Annotated in this window: 19 protein-coding genes; 12 read left to right on the top strand and 7 right to left on the bottom strand. The window is 66.5% G+C overall.

From position 1 onward, the window contains the following. Positions 1-416: 416 nt before the first annotated feature. Genes N788_RS01635 through N788_RS01645 form a run of 3 tightly spaced genes read left to right on the top strand, consistent with a single transcriptional unit; the run spans position 417 to position 3,879 of the window. The gene (locus N788_RS01635) at positions 417-1,829 is read left to right on the top strand and encodes an MBL fold metallo-hydrolase RNA specificity domain-containing protein (protein WP_034220283.1); all 1,413 of its coding nucleotides are present in this window, start codon (positions 417-419) and stop codon (positions 1,827-1,829) included. Then, positions 1,826-2,719, top strand: coding sequence for an LOG family protein (locus N788_RS01640; RefSeq protein WP_084695825.1), 894 nt, complete (start codon positions 1,826-1,828; stop codon positions 2,717-2,719). Before N788_RS01635 ends, N788_RS01640 begins: the two co-directional genes overlap by 4 nt. Next, positions 2,716-3,879, top strand: coding sequence for a lipid A deacylase LpxR family protein (locus N788_RS01645; protein ID WP_034220668.1), 1,164 nt, complete (start codon positions 2,716-2,718; stop codon positions 3,877-3,879). Before N788_RS01640 ends, N788_RS01645 begins: the two co-directional genes overlap by 4 nt. 197 nt (positions 3,880-4,076) lie before the next feature. Here N788_RS01645 and N788_RS01650 read toward each other — a convergent pair whose 3' ends face one another. Next, the gene (locus tag N788_RS01650) at positions 4,077-4,574 is read right to left on the bottom strand and encodes a MarR family winged helix-turn-helix transcriptional regulator (protein WP_034220285.1); all 498 of its coding nucleotides are present in this window, start codon (positions 4,572-4,574) and stop codon (positions 4,077-4,079) included. Then, complete coding sequence (locus tag N788_RS14175) at positions 4,571-5,167, bottom strand: ester cyclase (RefSeq protein WP_160171901.1); 597 nt, start codon at positions 5,165-5,167, stop codon at positions 4,571-4,573. The genes N788_RS01650 and N788_RS14175 overlap by 4 nt, the downstream gene beginning before the upstream one ends. On the opposite strand from N788_RS14175, the gene N788_RS01660 reads away from it, so the two are divergent. The 4 genes from N788_RS01660 to N788_RS01675 all read left to right on the top strand — a co-directional run bounded on the left by N788_RS01660 (position 5,166) and on the right by N788_RS01675 (position 7,873). After that, a complete protein-coding gene (locus N788_RS01660; protein ID WP_034220287.1) occupies positions 5,166-5,768 on the top strand; it encodes a TetR/AcrR family transcriptional regulator in 603 nt (200 codons plus the stop codon). The two genes, N788_RS14175 and N788_RS01660, sit on opposite strands and share 2 nt — an antisense overlap. Before the next feature lie 22 nt (positions 5,769-5,790). Further along, the gene (locus N788_RS01665; RefSeq protein WP_034220290.1) at positions 5,791-6,720 is read left to right on the top strand and encodes an alpha/beta hydrolase; all 930 of its coding nucleotides are present in this window, start codon (positions 5,791-5,793) and stop codon (positions 6,718-6,720) included. A 21-nt stretch (positions 6,721-6,741) separates the two neighbouring features. Beyond that, a complete protein-coding gene (locus N788_RS01670) occupies positions 6,742-7,242 on the top strand; it encodes a DinB family protein (protein ID WP_034220292.1) in 501 nt (166 codons plus the stop codon). A gap of 211 nt (positions 7,243-7,453) precedes the next feature. After that, positions 7,454-7,873 carry a MerR family transcriptional regulator gene (locus tag N788_RS01675; RefSeq protein ID WP_084695826.1) on the top strand — a complete coding sequence of 140 codons (420 nt, stop codon included), beginning with the start codon at positions 7,454-7,456 and terminating at the stop codon, positions 7,871-7,873. Here N788_RS01675 and N788_RS01680 read toward each other — a convergent pair. After that, positions 7,846-8,106, bottom strand: a complete 261-nt coding sequence (locus N788_RS01680) for a heavy-metal-associated domain-containing protein (protein WP_034220294.1) — start codon at positions 8,104-8,106, stop codon at positions 7,846-7,848. The genes N788_RS01675 and N788_RS01680 overlap by 28 nt on opposite strands. A gap of 1 nt (position 8,107) precedes the next feature. Further along, entirely contained in the window at positions 8,108-8,626 is a 519-nt protein-coding gene (locus N788_RS13700) for a porin family protein (protein WP_084695827.1), read from the bottom strand. A 351-nt stretch (positions 8,627-8,977) separates the two neighbouring features. Here N788_RS13700 and N788_RS01690 point away from each other — a divergent pair, with 351 nt between their 5' ends. The 5 genes from N788_RS01690 to N788_RS01710 all read left to right on the top strand — a co-directional run bounded on the left by N788_RS01690 (position 8,978) and on the right by N788_RS01710 (position 13,064). Then, a complete protein-coding gene (locus N788_RS01690; RefSeq protein WP_034220298.1) occupies positions 8,978-9,316 on the top strand; it encodes a hypothetical protein in 339 nt (112 codons plus the stop codon). Position 9,317: 1 nt separating this feature from the next. After that, complete coding sequence (locus tag N788_RS01695; protein ID WP_034220299.1) at positions 9,318-9,761, top strand: DUF2231 domain-containing protein; 444 nt, start codon at positions 9,318-9,320, stop codon at positions 9,759-9,761. 82 nt (positions 9,762-9,843) lie between these two features. After that, on the top strand, positions 9,844-10,557 hold the full coding sequence (locus N788_RS01700) for an RNA polymerase sigma factor (protein WP_034220300.1): 714 nt from the start codon (positions 9,844-9,846) through the stop codon (positions 10,555-10,557). 107 nt (positions 10,558-10,664) lie between these two features. Continuing rightward, complete coding sequence (locus N788_RS01705; protein ID WP_152560329.1) at positions 10,665-12,500, top strand: hypothetical protein; 1,836 nt, start codon at positions 10,665-10,667, stop codon at positions 12,498-12,500. A 9-nt stretch (positions 12,501-12,509) separates the two neighbouring features. Then, the gene (locus N788_RS01710) at positions 12,510-13,064 is read left to right on the top strand and encodes a DUF2058 domain-containing protein (protein ID WP_034220303.1); all 555 of its coding nucleotides are present in this window, start codon (positions 12,510-12,512) and stop codon (positions 13,062-13,064) included. A 33-nt stretch (positions 13,065-13,097) separates the two neighbouring features. Here the strand turns inward: N788_RS01710 and N788_RS01715 are convergent, their stop codons facing one another. The 3 genes from N788_RS01715 to N788_RS01725 form a co-directional block, all read right to left on the bottom strand. Continuing rightward, entirely contained in the window at positions 13,098-14,762 is a 1,665-nt protein-coding gene (locus N788_RS01715; RefSeq protein ID WP_034220305.1) for a phosphoethanolamine transferase, read from the bottom strand. A gap of 119 nt (positions 14,763-14,881) precedes the next feature. After that, a complete protein-coding gene (locus tag N788_RS01720; protein ID WP_034220306.1) occupies positions 14,882-16,096 on the bottom strand; it encodes a sensor histidine kinase in 1,215 nt (404 codons plus the stop codon). After that, the gene (locus N788_RS01725; protein WP_034220672.1) at positions 16,093-16,764 is read right to left on the bottom strand and encodes a response regulator transcription factor; all 672 of its coding nucleotides are present in this window, start codon (positions 16,762-16,764) and stop codon (positions 16,093-16,095) included. Before N788_RS01725 ends, N788_RS01720 begins: the two co-directional genes overlap by 4 nt. Between the last annotated feature and the right edge of the window lie 3 nt (positions 16,765-16,767).

Here is a 16,767-nt window from a genome sequence, read left to right on the forward strand (position 1 = left end):
TATGTGCGAGTGAGTGCTTACTATCTTTATTCAGATGGCAGCCGTCAAGCCCCCTCACACATCCCAGTCATGACAGTCGGCTTCGGTTCAGGCATCTCGTCTGCTGCACTGAGTCCTCGACCCCCTTAACCCTTTATTTATAGGCATCTAAACAGGGAGATGGGTCCCGCAGTTCGGCGACAGATCCAGGCACCGGACCATCGGACCTACTGCTCAACTTGCCATCGGTGCACTTACGAAATAAGGTAGTGCCCACTTACTTTGCTCGACGGGACGCCCCCGCCGCCGCGGCCCACCACCGGCGCGCACGCAGGCCCCTCCCCTCCCGGCCTAGCCGCGGGCGGAGGCGAGCCACCCCACCAGACGCTGCGATCTCCCGTGATCCCAGGCAGCGCTCGCCGAAGAAGGTCCCCCACGTGAAGATTCATTTTGTCGGCGCCGCCCGCGAAGTCACGGGCTCCTGCTACCTCATCGAAACCGGGCAGGTTCGCTTCCTGGTCGATTGCGGCATGGTTCAGGGCGGGCGCGAGGCAGCGGCGCGAAACCACGCCCCCTTCCCCTTCGATCCCGCCTCCATCGATTTCGTCCTGCTCACCCATGCCCACATCGACCACAGCGGCCTGCTGCCCAAGCTCACGCGTCACGGATTCCAGGGGCCGGTCCATACGGTATCGGCCACGCGCGACCTGTTGGAGGTGATGCTGCGCGACAGCGCCCACATACAGGAGTTCGATGCCGAGCGCGCAGCCCGCCGGCGTGCCAAGCAGCGCAAGCCGTCTCGATCGGAAGAAGCTGTCATCTACGGGATGGCGGATGCCGAACAGGCGCTCCGGCAGGTGCGACCCACGCCCTACGACCAGCGCGTGGAACCGCATCCGCAGGTGATGTGCATTTTCCGCGACGCTGGCCACATCCTCGGCTCGGCCATCATCGAAGTCTGGGTCTCAGAGGGCGGGCGCACCACCAAGATCGTCTTCAGCGGCGACCTTGGCCAGCCGGGGCGTCCGATCCTGCGTGATCCGACGCCGATCGAGGACGCCGACCTCCTGTTCATCGAATCGACCTACGGCGACCGGTCTCACAAAGACCAGGAGGCCACGCGCGGTGAGCTTGCCGGCATCGTCGAACAGACCCTTGCCGGCGGCAACGTCATCATCCCGGCATTCGCCGTGGGTCGCACCCAGGAAGTCATCTACCACCTGCACCGATTGACCCGCGAGGGACGCATCGCCCCCCAAAACATCGTCGTGGACTCGCCCATGGCAACGCAGGCAACCCGCATCACGCAGAAGCACGCGGCGCTCTTCGATGAAGCTGCCCGGGAGCTCGTGCAGTGGAAGGAGGCCGGCACCGGGCTGCCGCGCCTGCGATTTGCGGAGACCGCCCAGGAGTCGATGGCCCTGAACAACGTCCGTTCGGGCCTGATCATCATTTCGGCCAGCGGCATGTGCGACGCCGGGCGAATCCGCCATCACCTCTTCCATAACCTCAGCCGGCGTTCGTGTGCGGTTCTCATCACCGGTTACCAGGCTCGCGGCACGCTTGGGCGCCGCCTCGTCGAGGGCCAGCAAACGGTTCGCTTGCTCGGCCAGGATGTCCGCGTGCGCGCCAAAATCCACACCGTGGGTGGACTGTCCGCCCACGCGGACCGCGAAGCCTTGCTCGGCTGGGCAGAGGGCTTCCGCAAGCCACCCCGACAGGTGTTCGTCATCCACGGCGAAGACACGTCGGCTCAGGCGCTAGCCAACGCGCTGGCCAACCGGCCCGGCTGGACGGTATCCGTTCCCCGCGTGGGTGATGTCTATGAACTGCCGGAGGCCATCGCATGAGCGCCGCAAACGACGAAGCCCTACTCCCGACAGAGGGGACGGCCGAGCAGATTGCCAGCGCCAGCGCCTATCGCCTGGCCCACGAGGACGCGGAGCTGTTGTCGTCGGATGACTTGCGCCCCCTCCGCCTGCAGCTCGAGTTCCTCAAGCCGGAGCGCGCCTTGCGGGCAGCCGGCATCCAATCGACGATCGTGGTCTTCGGAGGCGCCCGGATCTTGTCGCTCGAGGTCGCCGCTGCCCAGCTTGACGCGGTTCATGCCCGGGATCGGGAAGAACCAGGGCGTCCGAACTCGCACAAGGAGATGATAGCTGCCCGCCGAGCAGTGAAGTACTCGCGCTACTACCTCGAGGCGCAGCGATTTGCCTCACTCGTCTCGGGCCGCTTCCAGCATGAAGGCCGCAGAGAGTTCGTGGTGGTCACCGGGGGTGGACCGGGCATCATGGAGGCGGCCAACCGCGGGGCATACCAGGTCGGTGCGCGCTCGGTGGGGCTCAACGTCACCTTGCCACATGAGCAGCAGCCAAATCCGTATATCACCCCGGAACTGGCCTTTCGATTCCACTATTTCTCGCTGCGAAAGATGCACTTCCTGCTGCGGGCCAAGGCGCTGGTAGCGTTCCCCGGAGGCTTCGGCACACTCGATGAACTCTTCGAGGTACTGACCCTCGTGCAGACTGGAAAGGTACCCAGGGTGCCCGTCATCCTGGTCGGCTCGGCATTCTGGAAGTGCCTGATCGACTTCGACTTTCTGTGCGAGGAAGGGCTGGTCTCCCCTGGGGACCTGAAACTGTTTTCATACGCAGAATCTGCAGAGGACATCGTCCGGCAGCTCGAGGCCTTTTATGGTGGGCGCGTGCCTGATGCCAGCTTCCCGGAGTGGACGCCATGAGCGGCCGAACCCCGAGCCCGCTGGGGCTGCGCTTATCCCTGGGATCAGTGCGAATGGCGGTGGGCGCAGTCGCGCTGGTTGGAGCTACCATCAGCGCGTCCACCGCCCAGGCCACAGGTTCGTGTGAGTCGGGCACCGGCTTTGAGCTTCGGGGCGGAACGTTACGCCTGGAGAACGATCTGTTTTCCGGGACAGATCAAAACTACACGAACGGCGTATCGGCCACCCTGGTCTCGAAGGACCGCAGGCCGGGCATGTCCCGAGATTGCTTGCCCGGGTTGTTGCGAGCCCAGGCCCGGCTCATAGATGCTTTCAACCCCGAGTTTTGGGCAGGCGATCCAACGACAACGCGCGAGAATGTCGTGGTGAAGTTCGGACAGTCGATGTACACCCCTGAAGATTACGCGCGGACCGACCTGATCGAGAACGACCGCCCCTATGCGGGACTGCTTTATGTAGGCTCGTCGTGGAACCGACGTCGCCCGCTACCAACGCCGGGACGCGAAGTCCTCGACACGCGTGAGGTTACCTTCGGCGTGATTGGACCGCTTTCGCTCGCAGAACGGTCGCAGAACCTCGTACACGACCTCATTGGCGAGGACACCTTCCAAGGCTGGGAACATCAACTGGGGAACGAGCCGGCCTTCCAGGTCGCTGCGGACCGCCAGGCGCGGTACCGAAGCAATCATTTTGGTCAGGCTGGCGCATGGACCGTGGACCAGATCACTACCCGAGGGTTACGCCTCGGCAACATTGAGACGTCGGCAACCCTGAGTTGGGAGGGTCGCTTCGGCTGGAACCTGCCAGACGATTTCGGCACCTACCCGATCCGTCCGGGCGCCGAGAACCGCTCGCCCATGGCGGCCGGGCATGCCCAGCGTCCAAATCTCGCCACCTTTCTGGGCGGCCACTTCTTCGTCATGCTGGAGGCCAAGGCAGTTGGGTATGACTTCTCCTTGGATGGGAACCTGTTCGAAGACAGTCACTCGGTGAGCCGCCGCCTCTTGGTCGGACAGGCCGCAATTGGCTTCGCGCTGCACGGCTCACTCCTCGGGCGGCGAACGAAATTTGCGGTCATGCGCGTTTTCAAGACCCGAGAGTTTGATGAGCAGGAATCACGCCATGCCTACGGCTCGATTGCACTGAGCGTGGACCTCTAGTGCCGGCTCGGCGCCACACCTACCTGAATCGCCCCTGGTCTTCTAGACATCTCCAAGCCCGACTTTACGGCAATCAGGGAGGTGGGCATAAGCTCGAAGCGGCCCACCGGACCCGCCGGTCAAGTGTCCAGTAAAGGCTGGGAACTCCAGAACTTCACTTCGCAACATCCGCCGGATCTCGTCCACATTGTGTCGCGTCACCAAGATCCATCCTGGAGCTCAATCGCCAGTTTTCGGAGCCCGTCACTGACGGCACGCGCCTGTGCTGGGTCGAGGAGCTCCAGGACCTGTCTCGCGTCCTCGAACCGATCGCGAATGATCGGATCGACCCGTTTAGCTCCGGCCGGCGTCAGTCGGACGATTGTTCCCCGCCGGTCGGTTGGCTCGGGCCGCCGCTCGACCAGACCGGCCTCCTCCAGGCGGTCGATGCGATGGGTCATCGCACCGGACGAAAGGAGCATCTCGCGTTGCAGCTGCTTCGGTGACAGCCCGTCGGGGCCGTTGCGCCGCAGCGTGGCGAGCATGTCGAATTCCCAAACGGACAGTCCGTGCGCGGCCAGGACCTTGGCCAGCCGCTCTGATAAAAGTGCGTTCACGCGCATGATGCGAACGACCAGCGCCATCGGGGCGGCGTCGAGCTCCGGGCGGGCTTCACTCCACTGCGTAACCAGGTGCTCGGCAAAGTCGCGACTCATGAAGCAATAGTTCCTAGGTGGGCGCGGTAGGCCTCTAGACCGCTGCGCTCAACCCAACATTCGGCCAGCCTGCCGTCCCGCACCCGCCATATCGCGATGCCGGTGAATTCGATGTTCCGCTGGTCATCGGGGAGTCCGAAGATCCCGCGGTTCCTGCCTCGGCAGATCCAGCGCGACACGACGCGTTCACCGCTCGCGTCGGAGAAAACCTCGAGCACTTCGTTATTCGCAGCTTCCAACAGGCCATGGAAGCGACGCACCCACGCCTTGAAATTCTCGCGACCGCGAACGACGGTCCCTGCCGAAGTGATCACGTAGTCCTCTGCCATGAGCTGGTCGATGGCATCGAGATCGGCCGGGGCCCGCCAAACGCGCTCCAGGAATTCCCGGGCCAGTCGCACCGCTTCGCCCGGGGATCCTTGCCCGGACCCGGCCAGGGTCGCTGGGGTACTGGTCATGTGAATCGGCCTCCTTACTGCGCCGGCGACCTGGTCTTCATCAGTCTCTTCATAAAGTGTCTCGATATCAAGATAAAAAGGCGAGGCCTGGGAGCACTTGCATAGCACGACCGTTCGTGTTTTGATTGGCCACATGAGCCCCTCCCCCAGCAAAGGCGACCACACCCGCAACCGCCTCGTCGAGGCCGGTGCAGCGATTGCCCGCATCGAAGGCCTCGACGGCCTGACCATCGGCAACCTCGCGGCCGCTGCCGGCATGTCGAAAAGCGGGGTCTTCGCGCATTTCGGCTCACGCGAAGACTTGCAGCTGGACATCCTTGAACGGGCCTCGGAGGCGTTTGCCGATCAGGTATTCCGCCCGGCCTTTCGCGAGCGCCGTGGCCTGCCCCGCTTCCGGGCTGTCTTTCGCCAGTGGCTCGCCTTCCTCGGCGGCATGGGTGACGCCGGCGGCTGCATCCTGATGGCCGCCGCCAGCGAGTTCGACGACAAGCCGGGGCCCGTCCGCGAGCGGGTCCAGGCCAACCAGCGGCAGATGCGCGGGGAGATCGAACGTTGCGTGCAGATGGCCGTGGATGCCGGCGAATTGCGCGCCGACAGCGACGTCGCCCAGATCGCCTTTGAAACCTTTGCCCTGGTTCTGGGCAGTCACCATGACCTGCGCCTGTTCGGGGCCGATGAGGTCATTCCCCGCGCCGAGCGGGCCTTCGACGCGCTCCTGCAGCGCCACTATCCCTAGCTGATTTCCCTGGAAGCACACCATGGCCATCACTTCGCAGATTTCCCGCACGTCCGTTCGTTCTATTCGTCGCACCTCACCCCTGTTGCGACTGGCCATGGGCCTGGGCGGCTGGATCGCCCCGGAAAGCACCGGCCGCCGCGCTGAAGTGCTTTTTACGCAACCATTCGCCAGCAGCCGGCAGCGGGCCCTCGACGCGTCCCTCGAGGGCGCCGAGATGTCCACCCTGCAAGTGGCGGGGGAATCGGTGGTGCTCTACCGCTGGGGTGATCCGACCCGGCAGCCGCTGGTGCTGTTTTCGCATGGCTGGTCCAGCTTCGGACTGCGCGTACTGCCTTGGCTGGCGCCACTGCGTGCGGCCGGCTACGCGGTCGCCAGCTTCGACCAGGTCGCCCATGGCCGCAGCACCGGGCGCCACGCCACCCTGCCCGGCTTCGGTAGTGTGTTGACCGAGGTCGCCAGGCAGATCGGTCCCGTCGACAGCTTCGTTGGCCATTCGCTCGGTGCCGCCGCCATCGCCCTGGCGCTGGCCAACGGCATAACGGCCCGGCGCGCCGTGCTGATCGCGCCGCCTGCCGATGCCAGCGAAGCAGCGGGTCGCTTCGCGCGGCTGATCGGTCTTGGCGACGCCGCGCTACCGGCATTGCGGCAATCGGCTGAAAACCGCGCCGGCATTGAATTCGACGCCATCAGCGCCCAGCAGGTCGCCCCGCGAATTTCAGTCCCTGCCCTGGTCGTGCACGACCTGGATGACCGTGAAGTCCCATGGTCCGAAGGCGAGCGCTACGCCCGCTACTGGCCGCAGGCACGCCTGCTTACCGAGCACGGCTTGGGGCATCATCGGATCGTCAGTGACCCTGGCGTCATCGCGGCCGGGATGCGCTTTCTCGCTGGCGAGACCGTGGGCGTTCGCGTTGTTTCAACGCCCAACCTGCCCTACGGGCTTGCGTGATCCAACGACATCGGCACCGACATGAACTACCCACAGGTTCTGACGCGCTACAAGGCCTGGGCGGACGACCTGATCCTGTCCGTACTTTCTCCCCTCCCCGAGGCGGTGCTCTCCGCACCGCGTTCGATCGTCTTTGGCAGCCTGATTCGCACGATCAACCACTCACGTGCCATGGACCATGTCTGGAAGTGCCACCTGCTTGGAGTGCCCCATGGACTGAGCTCACGCAATCCGGAGGATTTTCCCACGATCAGGGAACTGGCTGAGGATCAACGCCGGATGGATGCGTGGTACGTGGACTACGCTGACTCGATCTCGGATACCGAACTGGTGGAGCCGGTCGAATTTGAATTCATTGGCGGCGGCGCCGGGCGCATGTCCCGTCGCGACATACTTCTTCACGTTGTAAACCACACGACCTACCATCGCGGACACGTGGCAGCCATGCTCTACGACCTCAACATCACTCCGCCAACCACCGACCTGCCGGTATTCCTTCGGCAACACCCGCTGGACAGTTAGCCTTGCCCGGGTTGCCGGCTGGCTGCGACACCCGTTGTTCGACATGTGCCACAGGTTGGCCGGGCCGAAACCTGGCCTTCGCGGCACACGGAAAAGACTCGCCGAGGATACGTCTCCGCAGACCAGGGACGCCCTGCCCCCGTGCCTGCCGCCCAGAATGATGAGCCGGCCCCGGTGATCCCCGTCCGGGCCCCTGAAGGACTCCCTCACCATGAACATCGGAGCAGCCTCGAAGCTGAGCGGACTCAGTGCGCGCATGATCCGCCATTACGAACACGTCGGCATCCTGCCGGCACCGTCGCGCACTGCCTCGGGCTATCGCCGCTATACGCCGGCAGACATCGAGCGCCTGCGTTTCATCAGCTGGGCCCGCGCTCTGGACTTCAACCTGCGGGAAATCGCCGAACTGCTGCGCCTGCGGGTCCAGGGCGAAGGCGGCTCGGAGCAGGTGCGCCACCTGGTTGAATCCAGGCTGCGCGCCATCGCCGGCCAGGTCTCCCGGCTGGAAGCCGCCAAGGCATCGCTGCATCGGTTTTGCGACTACGACGCGTCAGGCGACACCGAACCCCTGTCCATGGGCGGTGATTCGGGTGCGATGCACAATCAGCGCGAAAGCGGCGGATCCCGGTAGGCCGGATAACCCAGGCTGGACAAGGCCGTCTCGACGTCGCGCGCCGTCAGCGTGCTCGCCACGCTGACCCGGCCCGCGACCAGGTCGACATATACCTCCAGGCCCGGCGCCAGCTCCTGCAAGGCCGTCACGATCCGCTGGAGGCACTGCGCCCCGCGCAGGTTCAGCACCTCGAAGTGCAAGGCGTCGGGGTCGCGGCACCGGCCCGGCAAGGGCCGGGCCGGCGGGTTCATTTCATCGCAGTTCAAAGGTGACCATCACGACATCGAGATCATGTGCGTCGGTCTTGTATCGCGCGGCTTCCAGGCTGACGCTGAAGAGCTCCGTCAGGTCGTAGCCCAGGCCGACGCCAACATAGGGATCGACGCCGGTTTCCGAGCTGGACGTGCTGACGTTCGACCGGGTGATGTCCCAGCGGTGCGCGCCCAGGCGCGCCTGGGCAAACAGGCCCGACCGGCCCAGCGGGAACTTGCCGGCGAGGCCGAGCTCGAAGGAGCTGATCTCGGGGTCGAGCGGGCCGCCCGCGCCGGGCGTCGTGCCGAAATAGCTGCCGAGACCGTTGTAGCCGAGCTCGGCTGAAAAATGGTCGCTGAAGCGCCAACCAACGCCCAGGGTCCAGGCCAGGTTCTCGTCGCCCTCCAGGCCGGAAGCGTCGACGTGGCCGGCACCGCCGCGCAGGTAGAAGTCGTCCGCCTGGACCAGCCCCGGGACGGTGGCCAGCGCAAGTACCGCACACACACGTGCAAGTCTCATGGGATTCCTCAGGTTTTACGGTGGGGGTTGGAACCGGGGGAGGTTGCACGGTGACATCGTGTCAAGGTCAATCAGGCCCTCGAACCGGCGTTGTCCCACCGTTCACTCGCGGGCGACGAGGCGCCCCGGCGAAACGTCGGTGTCTGTGAAACCGGCAGCGGCCCACGAACCTTCCTGCGCAGTCGCGTCGAGACCGGCGATCCGCCGGGATGCGGCTCCCAGTCAATTCCTGGGGCCCGCGGGAACGCAGCGGCAACTCGCGACATCCAATGGGCAGGACGCGGACTTCCGCCGCGGCCCGTGGGTCCGTGACACCGGGCCTGCGCCTTCCGCCTGCCAGGAGTCGCCGCCATGCTCACCTATGCCCTGTTCGCTTTCGCCGTTGCCGCCTTGGGCGGCCTGGTCCTGGCCGCGCACGTGTTGCGCGGCAAGTTCGCGCCCTGGGCGCTGTCGCTGCTGCATGCCGCGCTGGGCGCCACTGGCCTGGTCCTGTTGATCATGCTGCTGCTACAGGGCCCCGTTGCCAAGCCAGTCCTGATCGGCTTCGGGCTGCTGGTGCTGGCGGCGCTCGGTGGCTTTTTCCTGGCCGCCTACCACCAGCGCAAGAAGCTGCCGCCCAAGCCCGTCGTTCTGATTCATGCCGGCGTGGCCGTGGCCGGCTTCCTGCTCTTGTTGGCGCAGGTGGTCTGAAATGCGTCATCCCCTGCATCCGGCCGTCGTTCACTTCCCCGTGGCCTGCTGGTCGCTGGCAACCGGCAGCGACTTCGCCAGCCTCTGGTTCGGGGAAGCCGCGTGGCAATGGTCCGCCGGCCTGCTGACCGTCGGTTGCGGGATGGCGGTAGTGGCCATGACCACCGGACTGATCGAACTGGCCCGCGTGCCCGAGGGTGCCGCCTTGCGTGATGCCTACCTGCACATGACTGCCATGCTGGTGGCGTTCGCCCTGTTCACCGCCAGGCTGTTGCTGCGGCAGGAAGCCCTGCAGCCGCTGCCGCCGGATGGCCTGGCGCTGGTTCTGGACGCTGCCGGCTTCATCGCGCTTGCCGCCGGCGGCTGGCTCGGCGGCCGGCTCGCCTACGGGCACGGCGTCGGCCGCGACCTGCAGCCAAAACCGGATTCCGCTCCGCACCCATGAGCCAGACCGCCGGTGAAGCTGGCTCCTCCCAGCCATGTATTCTCCGCTACGTCCACGCCTGAATCCCGTGCGAGGTCCAATCATGTCCAAGGCCAGCGGCCTACTCCACGCCGTCCCCGTCGAGGCGCTCGCCGACGCCGCGCTGGCCGCCCGGGCGGCCGCAGGCGATGCCACCGCCTTCGAAGTGATCATGCGCCGGCACAACCGGCAGCTGTTCCGTACCGCCCGCGCCATCGTCAAGGACGACAGCGAGGCCGAAGACGTGCTGCAGGAGGCCTACCTGCGCGCCTTCCGGGCTTTGGACACGTTCCGTGCAGAAAGCCGGCTGTCCACCTGGCTGGTGCGCATCACCGCCAACGAGGCATTGGGCCGGCTGCGCCGCAACGCCGCCGAAATCATTCCGCTGGAGGCTGCCATGGCCACACACGACACCGAGGTCATGGCGTCCCTGGTCGAGGCCAGCGAGCGCGGGCCCGAGCCATTGGCGGCGGGCAGCCAGTTGCGCCGGATCGTCGAACAGCAGATCGACCGGCTCCCGGATGCCTTCCGGGTGGTGTTCGTCCTGCGCGCGGTCGAGGAACTCAGCGTCGAGGAAGTGGCCCAGGCCCTGGACATCCCGGAGGCGACCGTGCGCACCCGCTTTTTCCGCGCCCGCAGCCTGCTGCGCGAGGGCCTGGCGCAGCGCACGGATGCCGCGCTGTCCGATGCGTTTGGCTTCGACGGCGAGCGTTGCGACCGGATCGTCGAAGGGGTGCTGGCGGGCATGGCGGCCGCCTCCGGCGGGTTGAGCCGTTGAATAGGGGCAAATGCCGGCAATCCGAGGGTCCTGCCATGCCACAGCGCAATCCCCCAGTCACCGCCTGGCGGAGCGTGCTTGCCGCGGTCGCCGTGGCTTTCGCGCCGATGGCGCAGGCCGCCGGCTGGGACATCCAGACCTTCCGGGTCGTCGACGCCGACCCGCGGTCGGGCCTGCCGTTGGACATGAATCCCACGATTGATTTCAGCGGCGACGAAGCCTTCCTGGTCGCGTTGATGGAAACGTATTTCAACGACGTCGGGCGCGAGTACCAGGCGCTGGGGCTGGCGGCGCCCAGCCTGCCGGTCTTCGATGACGGCCAGGGCGGGAAGGCCTATGCGGTCCACCTCAATGACTACCCCGACCAACGCCGGGATGGTTCGCAACAAACACGCGCCCGCTACGCGACGGACAACCTTTACATCGAAATCGACGCCTCGCGGGCGCTCTCGGGCAGTGAACTTTCCGAGCAACTGCTCGAGGACATCGCGCACGAACTGTTCCACGCGGTCCAGCGCAGCTACCGCGGCAACCCGGGTGCCACGCACGGCGACTGGATCATCGAGGGCCAGGCGCAGGCCCTGGGCATGGATACCGCGCGCAAGCTCCGCGGAGCGGACGTGCACGCGGGAACCCAGGACGACTATCGCCTGGGTGGCCGGGAGTATTTCCTTTCCTTGCCCACGCAGGTCCACGACGAGACCTACCGCACGGCCTCGTTCTGGCGCTACCTGGCCGAGGCGCTCCCGTCCGGCTATGGCTATCTTGCCGCGCTGTTCGCCGTGCCCTTCGAGACCGCCGGTGAAAACGCCGACCTGCTCTGGCTGGACGAGGGCCTGCGATCGTCGACCGGCGAGGGACTGGCGCTCCACTATGCGAACTTCGTCGTGAGCGTCGCTGGCTATGTCCCTGGTCGCCTGACCCGGGCACCCAGCGGCACCCCGGAGGCAGCGCGGGAGAAGTGGCTTGAACGGCTCTTTGGCAGCTGCCCCACCGGCAACCTCACCGAACGCTCGCCCGTGGGTGTGGTGCGCTCGCGTTTGCAGAAGAACGCGGCACGCTGCTTCAATGCGTATATCGAGCCTTCCGTGACGGCGTCGGCGTCCGCGCAAGGTGGTTCCGCCCTGCTCCGCCGGGTCCGGTCGCGGCGAAACAACAATCAGGTGGATCTGCTGGTGCGGGCACAGGCCCCCACCGTCGCCGCTCTTGAAGCCCTGTCGATCGGGCACGCCGGCAGCAAGGCGTCCCAGCCTGCGAACGTCGCGCCGGCTGCCGATGGCGATGGCTACACGGCGACCTGGGGATTTGGCGTCGAGGCCGGCAAGCCGCAAACCTTCATCGTCAGCAACATCGCCGGACTGCCCACCACCAGCCAGGAACAGGAGGTCTATTTCGACCTGCTCACCAGCTCGGCGCACATGACCGGCGCCGGAAGCGGCCTCAGCGGCACGATCGGGGGACCGGTAAACCTGCGATTCGACCGTTTTCCCAGCCGCGATATCCTGGCCACCGATGTCGAAAGCACCCTGAAGGCCGGCATCGACCGGCCGTGCATGCTGCGGCTGCTTATGACACAGACCGATGGCGAGGCCAGGTTCGCGCTGCAAGTCGACCATGCCGGCCCCATCCGGCCCGGCAGCTTCAGCGTGACCCGCGGGCAGGCCCCGGAAAAAACACCGGGCAACTTCATTGGCTACTTCAGCTTCGGCACGGGCCGGGACACGGCCGCCTATGGGATGGAAGGCGGCACCGTGGAGCTGACGGCCTTCGGTCCCCACCTCGTGCAGGGCAAGGCCAGCGTTCTGGGGCGGCTGCCGGCGCGGGGTTACGGAGATGCCCCGCCGGCGTGGCCGGAAACACTGTCAGTGCGGACCGAGTTCACCATCATCCCGCGGGTGAACCTCGACAGCCCCCTGTTCAAGCATAATTACTGCTTCGAATAGAGGCGCGACATGGCGAAGCTAAGCCCACTCCAGGAGCAGCTGCTGAAGGCCGGCCTGGCCAAGAAGTCCAAGGTCGCCGAAGTGGCGCGTGCCCAAGGCAAGTCCCGGCATTCCAAGGGGCCGTCCGAAAGCGACGAAATCAAACGCGAGACCGAGCGCCAGCGCGCGGAAAAAGCCGAAAGCGACCGGGCCCTGGAGGCCGCGCGCAAGGCCGAAGCCCGGGTCACCGAACTGCGCGCCCAGGCCCGCCAGATCATCCAGGACAAGAAGGTGCCGCGTACCGGCGACAGCGAGTATCGCTTCACCGCCGACGGCGCCATCCGGTCGCTGCTGGTCAACGACGAATTGCGCAGGAAGCTGTCGACCGGCGCCCTGGTGATCGCCCAGCTGGGTGATCGCTACGAACTGCTGCCACGCGCCGCCGGCGACAAGGTGCGCGAACGCGACGACAGCCTGATCGTGCTCGACAACGGCCAGGCATCAGACCACGACACCGCCGAAACGAGCTCGGAAGACGACGCCTACTACGCCCAGTTCAAGGTGCCCGACCACCTGGTCTGGTAACACCCCGTCCGGCTGCCCCGCCCTGCCCGTCCGTCACGTCGGCCGGCAGGGCCGGAACAGGTCCAGGCCAGGCTCGTAATCCTGCGTACTGACGTCCATCAGCCCCAGCACGGAACTGAACAGGTTGTCGTGGCTCAGCGGCTGGTTCCGGCGGCCGAGCAAGCAGGCCTGCGACAGACCCTCGGCCTCGCGCAGGCCCGGCGACAGCCAGACCAGCATCGGCACCTTGGTCTGCACGTCGGGGGCAATCGGGTAAGGCACGCCATGCAGGTACAGGTTCGCCTCGCCCAGCGACTCGCCGTGGTCGGAGACATAGATCAGCGCCGTGTCCCGACCCTCCTGGGCCTCCAGGAAATCGATGGTCGTCGCCAGGAAGTAGTCGGTGTAGAGAATGGCGTTGTCGTAGGCGTTCACCACCTCCTGGGACGTGCAGTCACCCAACTGGGCGTCGTGGCAGGCCGGCGTGAAACGTTCGAAGGCCGGCGGGTAGCGGCGGTAGTAGCTGGGCCCATGGTTGCCCAGCTGGTGCAGCACGATGACCTGGGCAGCTTCGGCCTCGGCCAACCGGGCCTGCAGGTCGTGCAGGAGCACTTCGTCCAGGCAGCGTTCGCCGTCGCACAGGCCGGCGATGTCGGCATGCAGGAAGGACTCGAACGGCAGGCCGTTGCAGACGCCCTTGCAGCCGGTCTGGTTGTCCCGCCAGGCCACCGCCACGCCGGCGTGGTCCAGCACCTGCAGCAGGGAGTCGGAACGCGCGATGGCGCCCTTGTCGTAATCCCGCCGTCCACGCTGGGCGAACATGCACGGCAACGAAACCTCCGTGCTGGTGCCGCAGGCGGTGACGTCGGTGAAATTCACGACATCACGCCGGGCCAGCATCGGCGTCGTATTCCTGGCGTAACCCGACAGGCCCCAGTTGCGGGCGCGCACGGTTTCCCCGACCACGATCACCAGGAGCCGGGGCCGGCCACCTGCCGGGGTCGCCAGGACCGCATCCGTGCCTACCGGGATGTGTGGCTTGTTCGCGCTGGAAACCGCATCGCCGGCGACGCGCGCCAGCGACGCGATCCAGTTGCCGGGCGTGACCAGGTAGCGCATCGGCTTGTGGTTGCGCATCAGCGACGCCATGTCCTGGAAGGTCGCCAGCGACGCGCCCAGCAGCAGGCACGACACCACGGTCATGACGACCGCACGTCGGCCCAGCGCCACCAGCCACGGTCGTTCCACCCATCGCACGCGGGCTAGCAGGGCCAGGGGCACGGCCGCGTACAGCGCCAGCGTCCACGCCAGGCCCGGCGTGACCAATTCGGCGGCTTCCTTGGGCTCGCTGTGCAGGACGTTGCGCAGCATGTCCACGTCCAGGAACACCGCGTACTCGCCCATGTAGTAAACGGCGATCGCGCTGACCACGATCATCAGCCCGACGATGAGCTTGGCGTTCCACCGCGCCAGCAGCACCAGCAGGAGCAAGGCATGCAGGCCCCAAACGACGATCGCGAACGCCGCCGCAACGGCCCATCCCCTGCCCTGGTGCAAGTCGACCCGGGCCGCGAGGAAGCGCCAGAAGGCATTGTTGTAGAACAGCGTGAACAGCGCGGCCGCCACCAGGGCGAAGGTCTCGAGGCTGATTGACGGACGCCAGCGGAAGAAACGCCAGACGCCAGGCGTTGTCGGGAAAGCGGAGCCAATCGTGTCCATCGGGCGGTGACCAGGAAGATCGCGAGCAGGCGTGTCGCGCAGGCAGGCAGCTTGCCGACGTGGCCCGTGGTTTCTTCTTGGCCGGTCCTGAGTGCGCTGTTAAGCGAACCGGATCGGGCTCAGCGCACCATTTCCAGCGCCACGCGCAGTCGGCCCTGCGCGTCCTGCCCCTGGACCAGCCGCCAGTCCAGCTCGCGGCACAGCCGCTCGACGAACATCAGGCCCAGGCCCCGGTCGCTGCGTTCGACCTTGCCATCACCGTCGGGCCCATGACCCTGCTCGGCCAGGACCAGGCCGCCGGGCGTGATGTCCAGGTCCCAGGCCACGCCGGGCATGCGGCTCAAGGCCCGTTGCAGCAATACGTTGACCACGCACTCGACCCAACGTTTGGGGGCGTGGACCTGCAAGGGGTGCAGGCCGCGCACGTGCACCAGCGCCTGGCCATCGGGATTGAGCCGGGCCAGGCGGGACAGTGCTTCGCTGACCACGGTCGGCAGCAGCACGGCGTCGGTTTCCACCGGCATGGCGCGCCCGCCCAGCAGCAGGGCTTCGACCAGCAGGGACAGTTCGTCGATGGCGCGGTCGATCCGGTCCAGTCGACGCCCCTGCGGGGCCGGCAGGCCGGGGTCGTCGCGCATCACTTCGACCGCGCCACGCACCACCGTGATGGGGGTGCGCAGCTCGTGGCTGGCGTTGGCATGGAAGGCCTGTTCAGCCGATTCGGCTTCGCTGAGCCGGGCCTGGTAGCCGTCGATCGCCGCCGCCAGGCGCCCGACCTCGTCGCGGCTGAATTCGCTGGCCAGGCGGGTGGCGACCGGGCGCACCGGCAGGGTTTCCACCACGTGGGCCAGGCGGCGCACCGGACTGACGGCGCGTCCGGCCATCAGCCAGCCCAGCCAGCCCGAGGCCAGGCTGCCCAACAGCACCACGGCCAGCATGATCTGCACCAGGTAGCGCTCCAGCGCCTCGATGGCGCCCAGGTCCACGACGAAGACCAGCCGATGCCCGGGTTGGCCGAACACGCCCACGTGCACGCCGTCCCGGCCTGAGACCCGGGGCTCGTGGATGCCAGGCGCGAGCGCGCGGAACGCTTCGGGCGCATCCGCCTCGCGGTAGGCGGAAAACCCCTGCGATACCGGCAGCGAAAGCCCAGGATGGGTCTGAAGACGTTCCTGGTAGTGCTCGCCCTGCGATTGCAGGATGGCGCCGATGAGGATGTGCTCGTAGTCCTCGGCGATGAAAAGCGTCGCTACCGCGAAGCCCAGGCTCATCAGGAAGCCCATCGCGGCGTAGGCGAGCGCGACCCGCCAGCGGAGGCTGGCCCGGGCGTTCACCAGGCCTCCCCCAGGCGATAGCCGATGCCATGCACCGTATGGATGAGCGCATTCCCGAAGGGCTTGTCCATCGCATTGCGCAGCGCGTGGATATGCGTGTGCAGCGCCGCCTGGTCACCGCCTTCCGCGCCCCAGACCACGCGGGCCAGGCGTTCGTGCGCCACCACCCGGGGCGACTCATGGATCAGGCACTCGAGGATCCGGGTTTGTGTGCGCGTCAGCGCGATGCTCTGGCCCTCGCGGCGCACCACGTGCGACTGCGGGTCGAGCTCGAGTCCGGCCGCCGACAGGATCGAACCCGGCGCGGGCTTGCCCATGCGGGCCAGCACGCCGATGCGCGCTTCGAGTTCCTTGAGCGCGAAGGGCTTGACCAGGTAGTCGTCGGCACCGTGGGCGAAGCCGCTGAGCTTGTCCTCGAGCTGGTCGCGGGCGGTGAGCATGATCACCGGCACGCCCTGCCCCGCTTCGCGCAGTCGCTGGCACAGCAGCAGCCCATCGAGCCGGGGCAGCCCCAGGTCGAGCACGATCACGTCGTAGCGCCCCTTGAGCGCCATGCGAAGACCCGTGGCACCGTCGGCCGCGTGGTCGACTTCGTGGCCACGGGCCGAGAAGTAGTCCCAGATGTTGGCGGCGACGTCCGACTGGTCTTCGACCACCAGGAGTTGCAGGGA

Source organism: Arenimonas donghaensis DSM 18148 = HO3-R19 (assembly GCF_000743535.1).
Lineage (GTDB): Bacteria > Pseudomonadota > Gammaproteobacteria > Xanthomonadales > Xanthomonadaceae > Arenimonas > Arenimonas donghaensis.

Bases quoted from the DNA above. Each gene is read 5' to 3' on its own strand.
- N788_RS01660 (WP_034220287.1), top strand. From the start codon at position 5,166: ATGAGCCCCTCCCCCAGCAAAGGCGACCACACCCGCAACCGCCTCGTC.
- N788_RS14175 (WP_160171901.1), bottom strand. From the start codon at position 5,167: ATGTGGCCAATCAAAACACGAACGGTCGTGCTATGCAAGTGCTCCCAG.
- N788_RS01690 (WP_034220298.1), top strand. From the start codon at position 8,978: ATGCTCACCTATGCCCTGTTCGCTTTCGCCGTTGCCGCCTTGGGCGGC.
- N788_RS01665 (WP_034220290.1), top strand. From the start codon at position 5,791: ATGGCCATCACTTCGCAGATTTCCCGCACGTCCGTTCGTTCTATTCGT.
- N788_RS01710 (WP_034220303.1), top strand. From the start codon at position 12,510: ATGGCGAAGCTAAGCCCACTCCAGGAGCAGCTGCTGAAGGCCGGCCTG.
- N788_RS01695 (WP_034220299.1), top strand. From the start codon at position 9,318: ATGCGTCATCCCCTGCATCCGGCCGTCGTTCACTTCCCCGTGGCCTGC.
- N788_RS01680 (WP_034220294.1), bottom strand. From the start codon at position 8,106: ATGAACCCGCCGGCCCGGCCCTTGCCGGGCCGGTGCCGCGACCCCGAC.
- N788_RS01640 (WP_084695825.1), top strand. From the start codon at position 1,826: ATGAGCGCCGCAAACGACGAAGCCCTACTCCCGACAGAGGGGACGGCC.
- N788_RS01705 (WP_152560329.1), top strand. From the start codon at position 10,665: ATGGCGCAGGCCGCCGGCTGGGACATCCAGACCTTCCGGGTCGTCGAC.
- N788_RS13700 (WP_084695827.1), bottom strand. From the start codon at position 8,626: ATGAGACTTGCACGTGTGTGTGCGGTACTTGCGCTGGCCACCGTCCCG.
- N788_RS01650 (WP_034220285.1), bottom strand. From the start codon at position 4,574: ATGAGTCGCGACTTTGCCGAGCACCTGGTTACGCAGTGGAGTGAAGCC.
- N788_RS01670 (WP_034220292.1), top strand. From the start codon at position 6,742: ATGAACTACCCACAGGTTCTGACGCGCTACAAGGCCTGGGCGGACGAC.
- N788_RS01675 (WP_084695826.1), top strand. From the start codon at position 7,454: ATGAACATCGGAGCAGCCTCGAAGCTGAGCGGACTCAGTGCGCGCATG.
- N788_RS01700 (WP_034220300.1), top strand. From the start codon at position 9,844: ATGTCCAAGGCCAGCGGCCTACTCCACGCCGTCCCCGTCGAGGCGCTC.
- N788_RS01645 (WP_034220668.1), top strand. From the start codon at position 2,716: ATGAGCGGCCGAACCCCGAGCCCGCTGGGGCTGCGCTTATCCCTGGGA.
- N788_RS01715 (WP_034220305.1), bottom strand. From the start codon at position 14,762: ATGGACACGATTGGCTCCGCTTTCCCGACAACGCCTGGCGTCTGGCGT.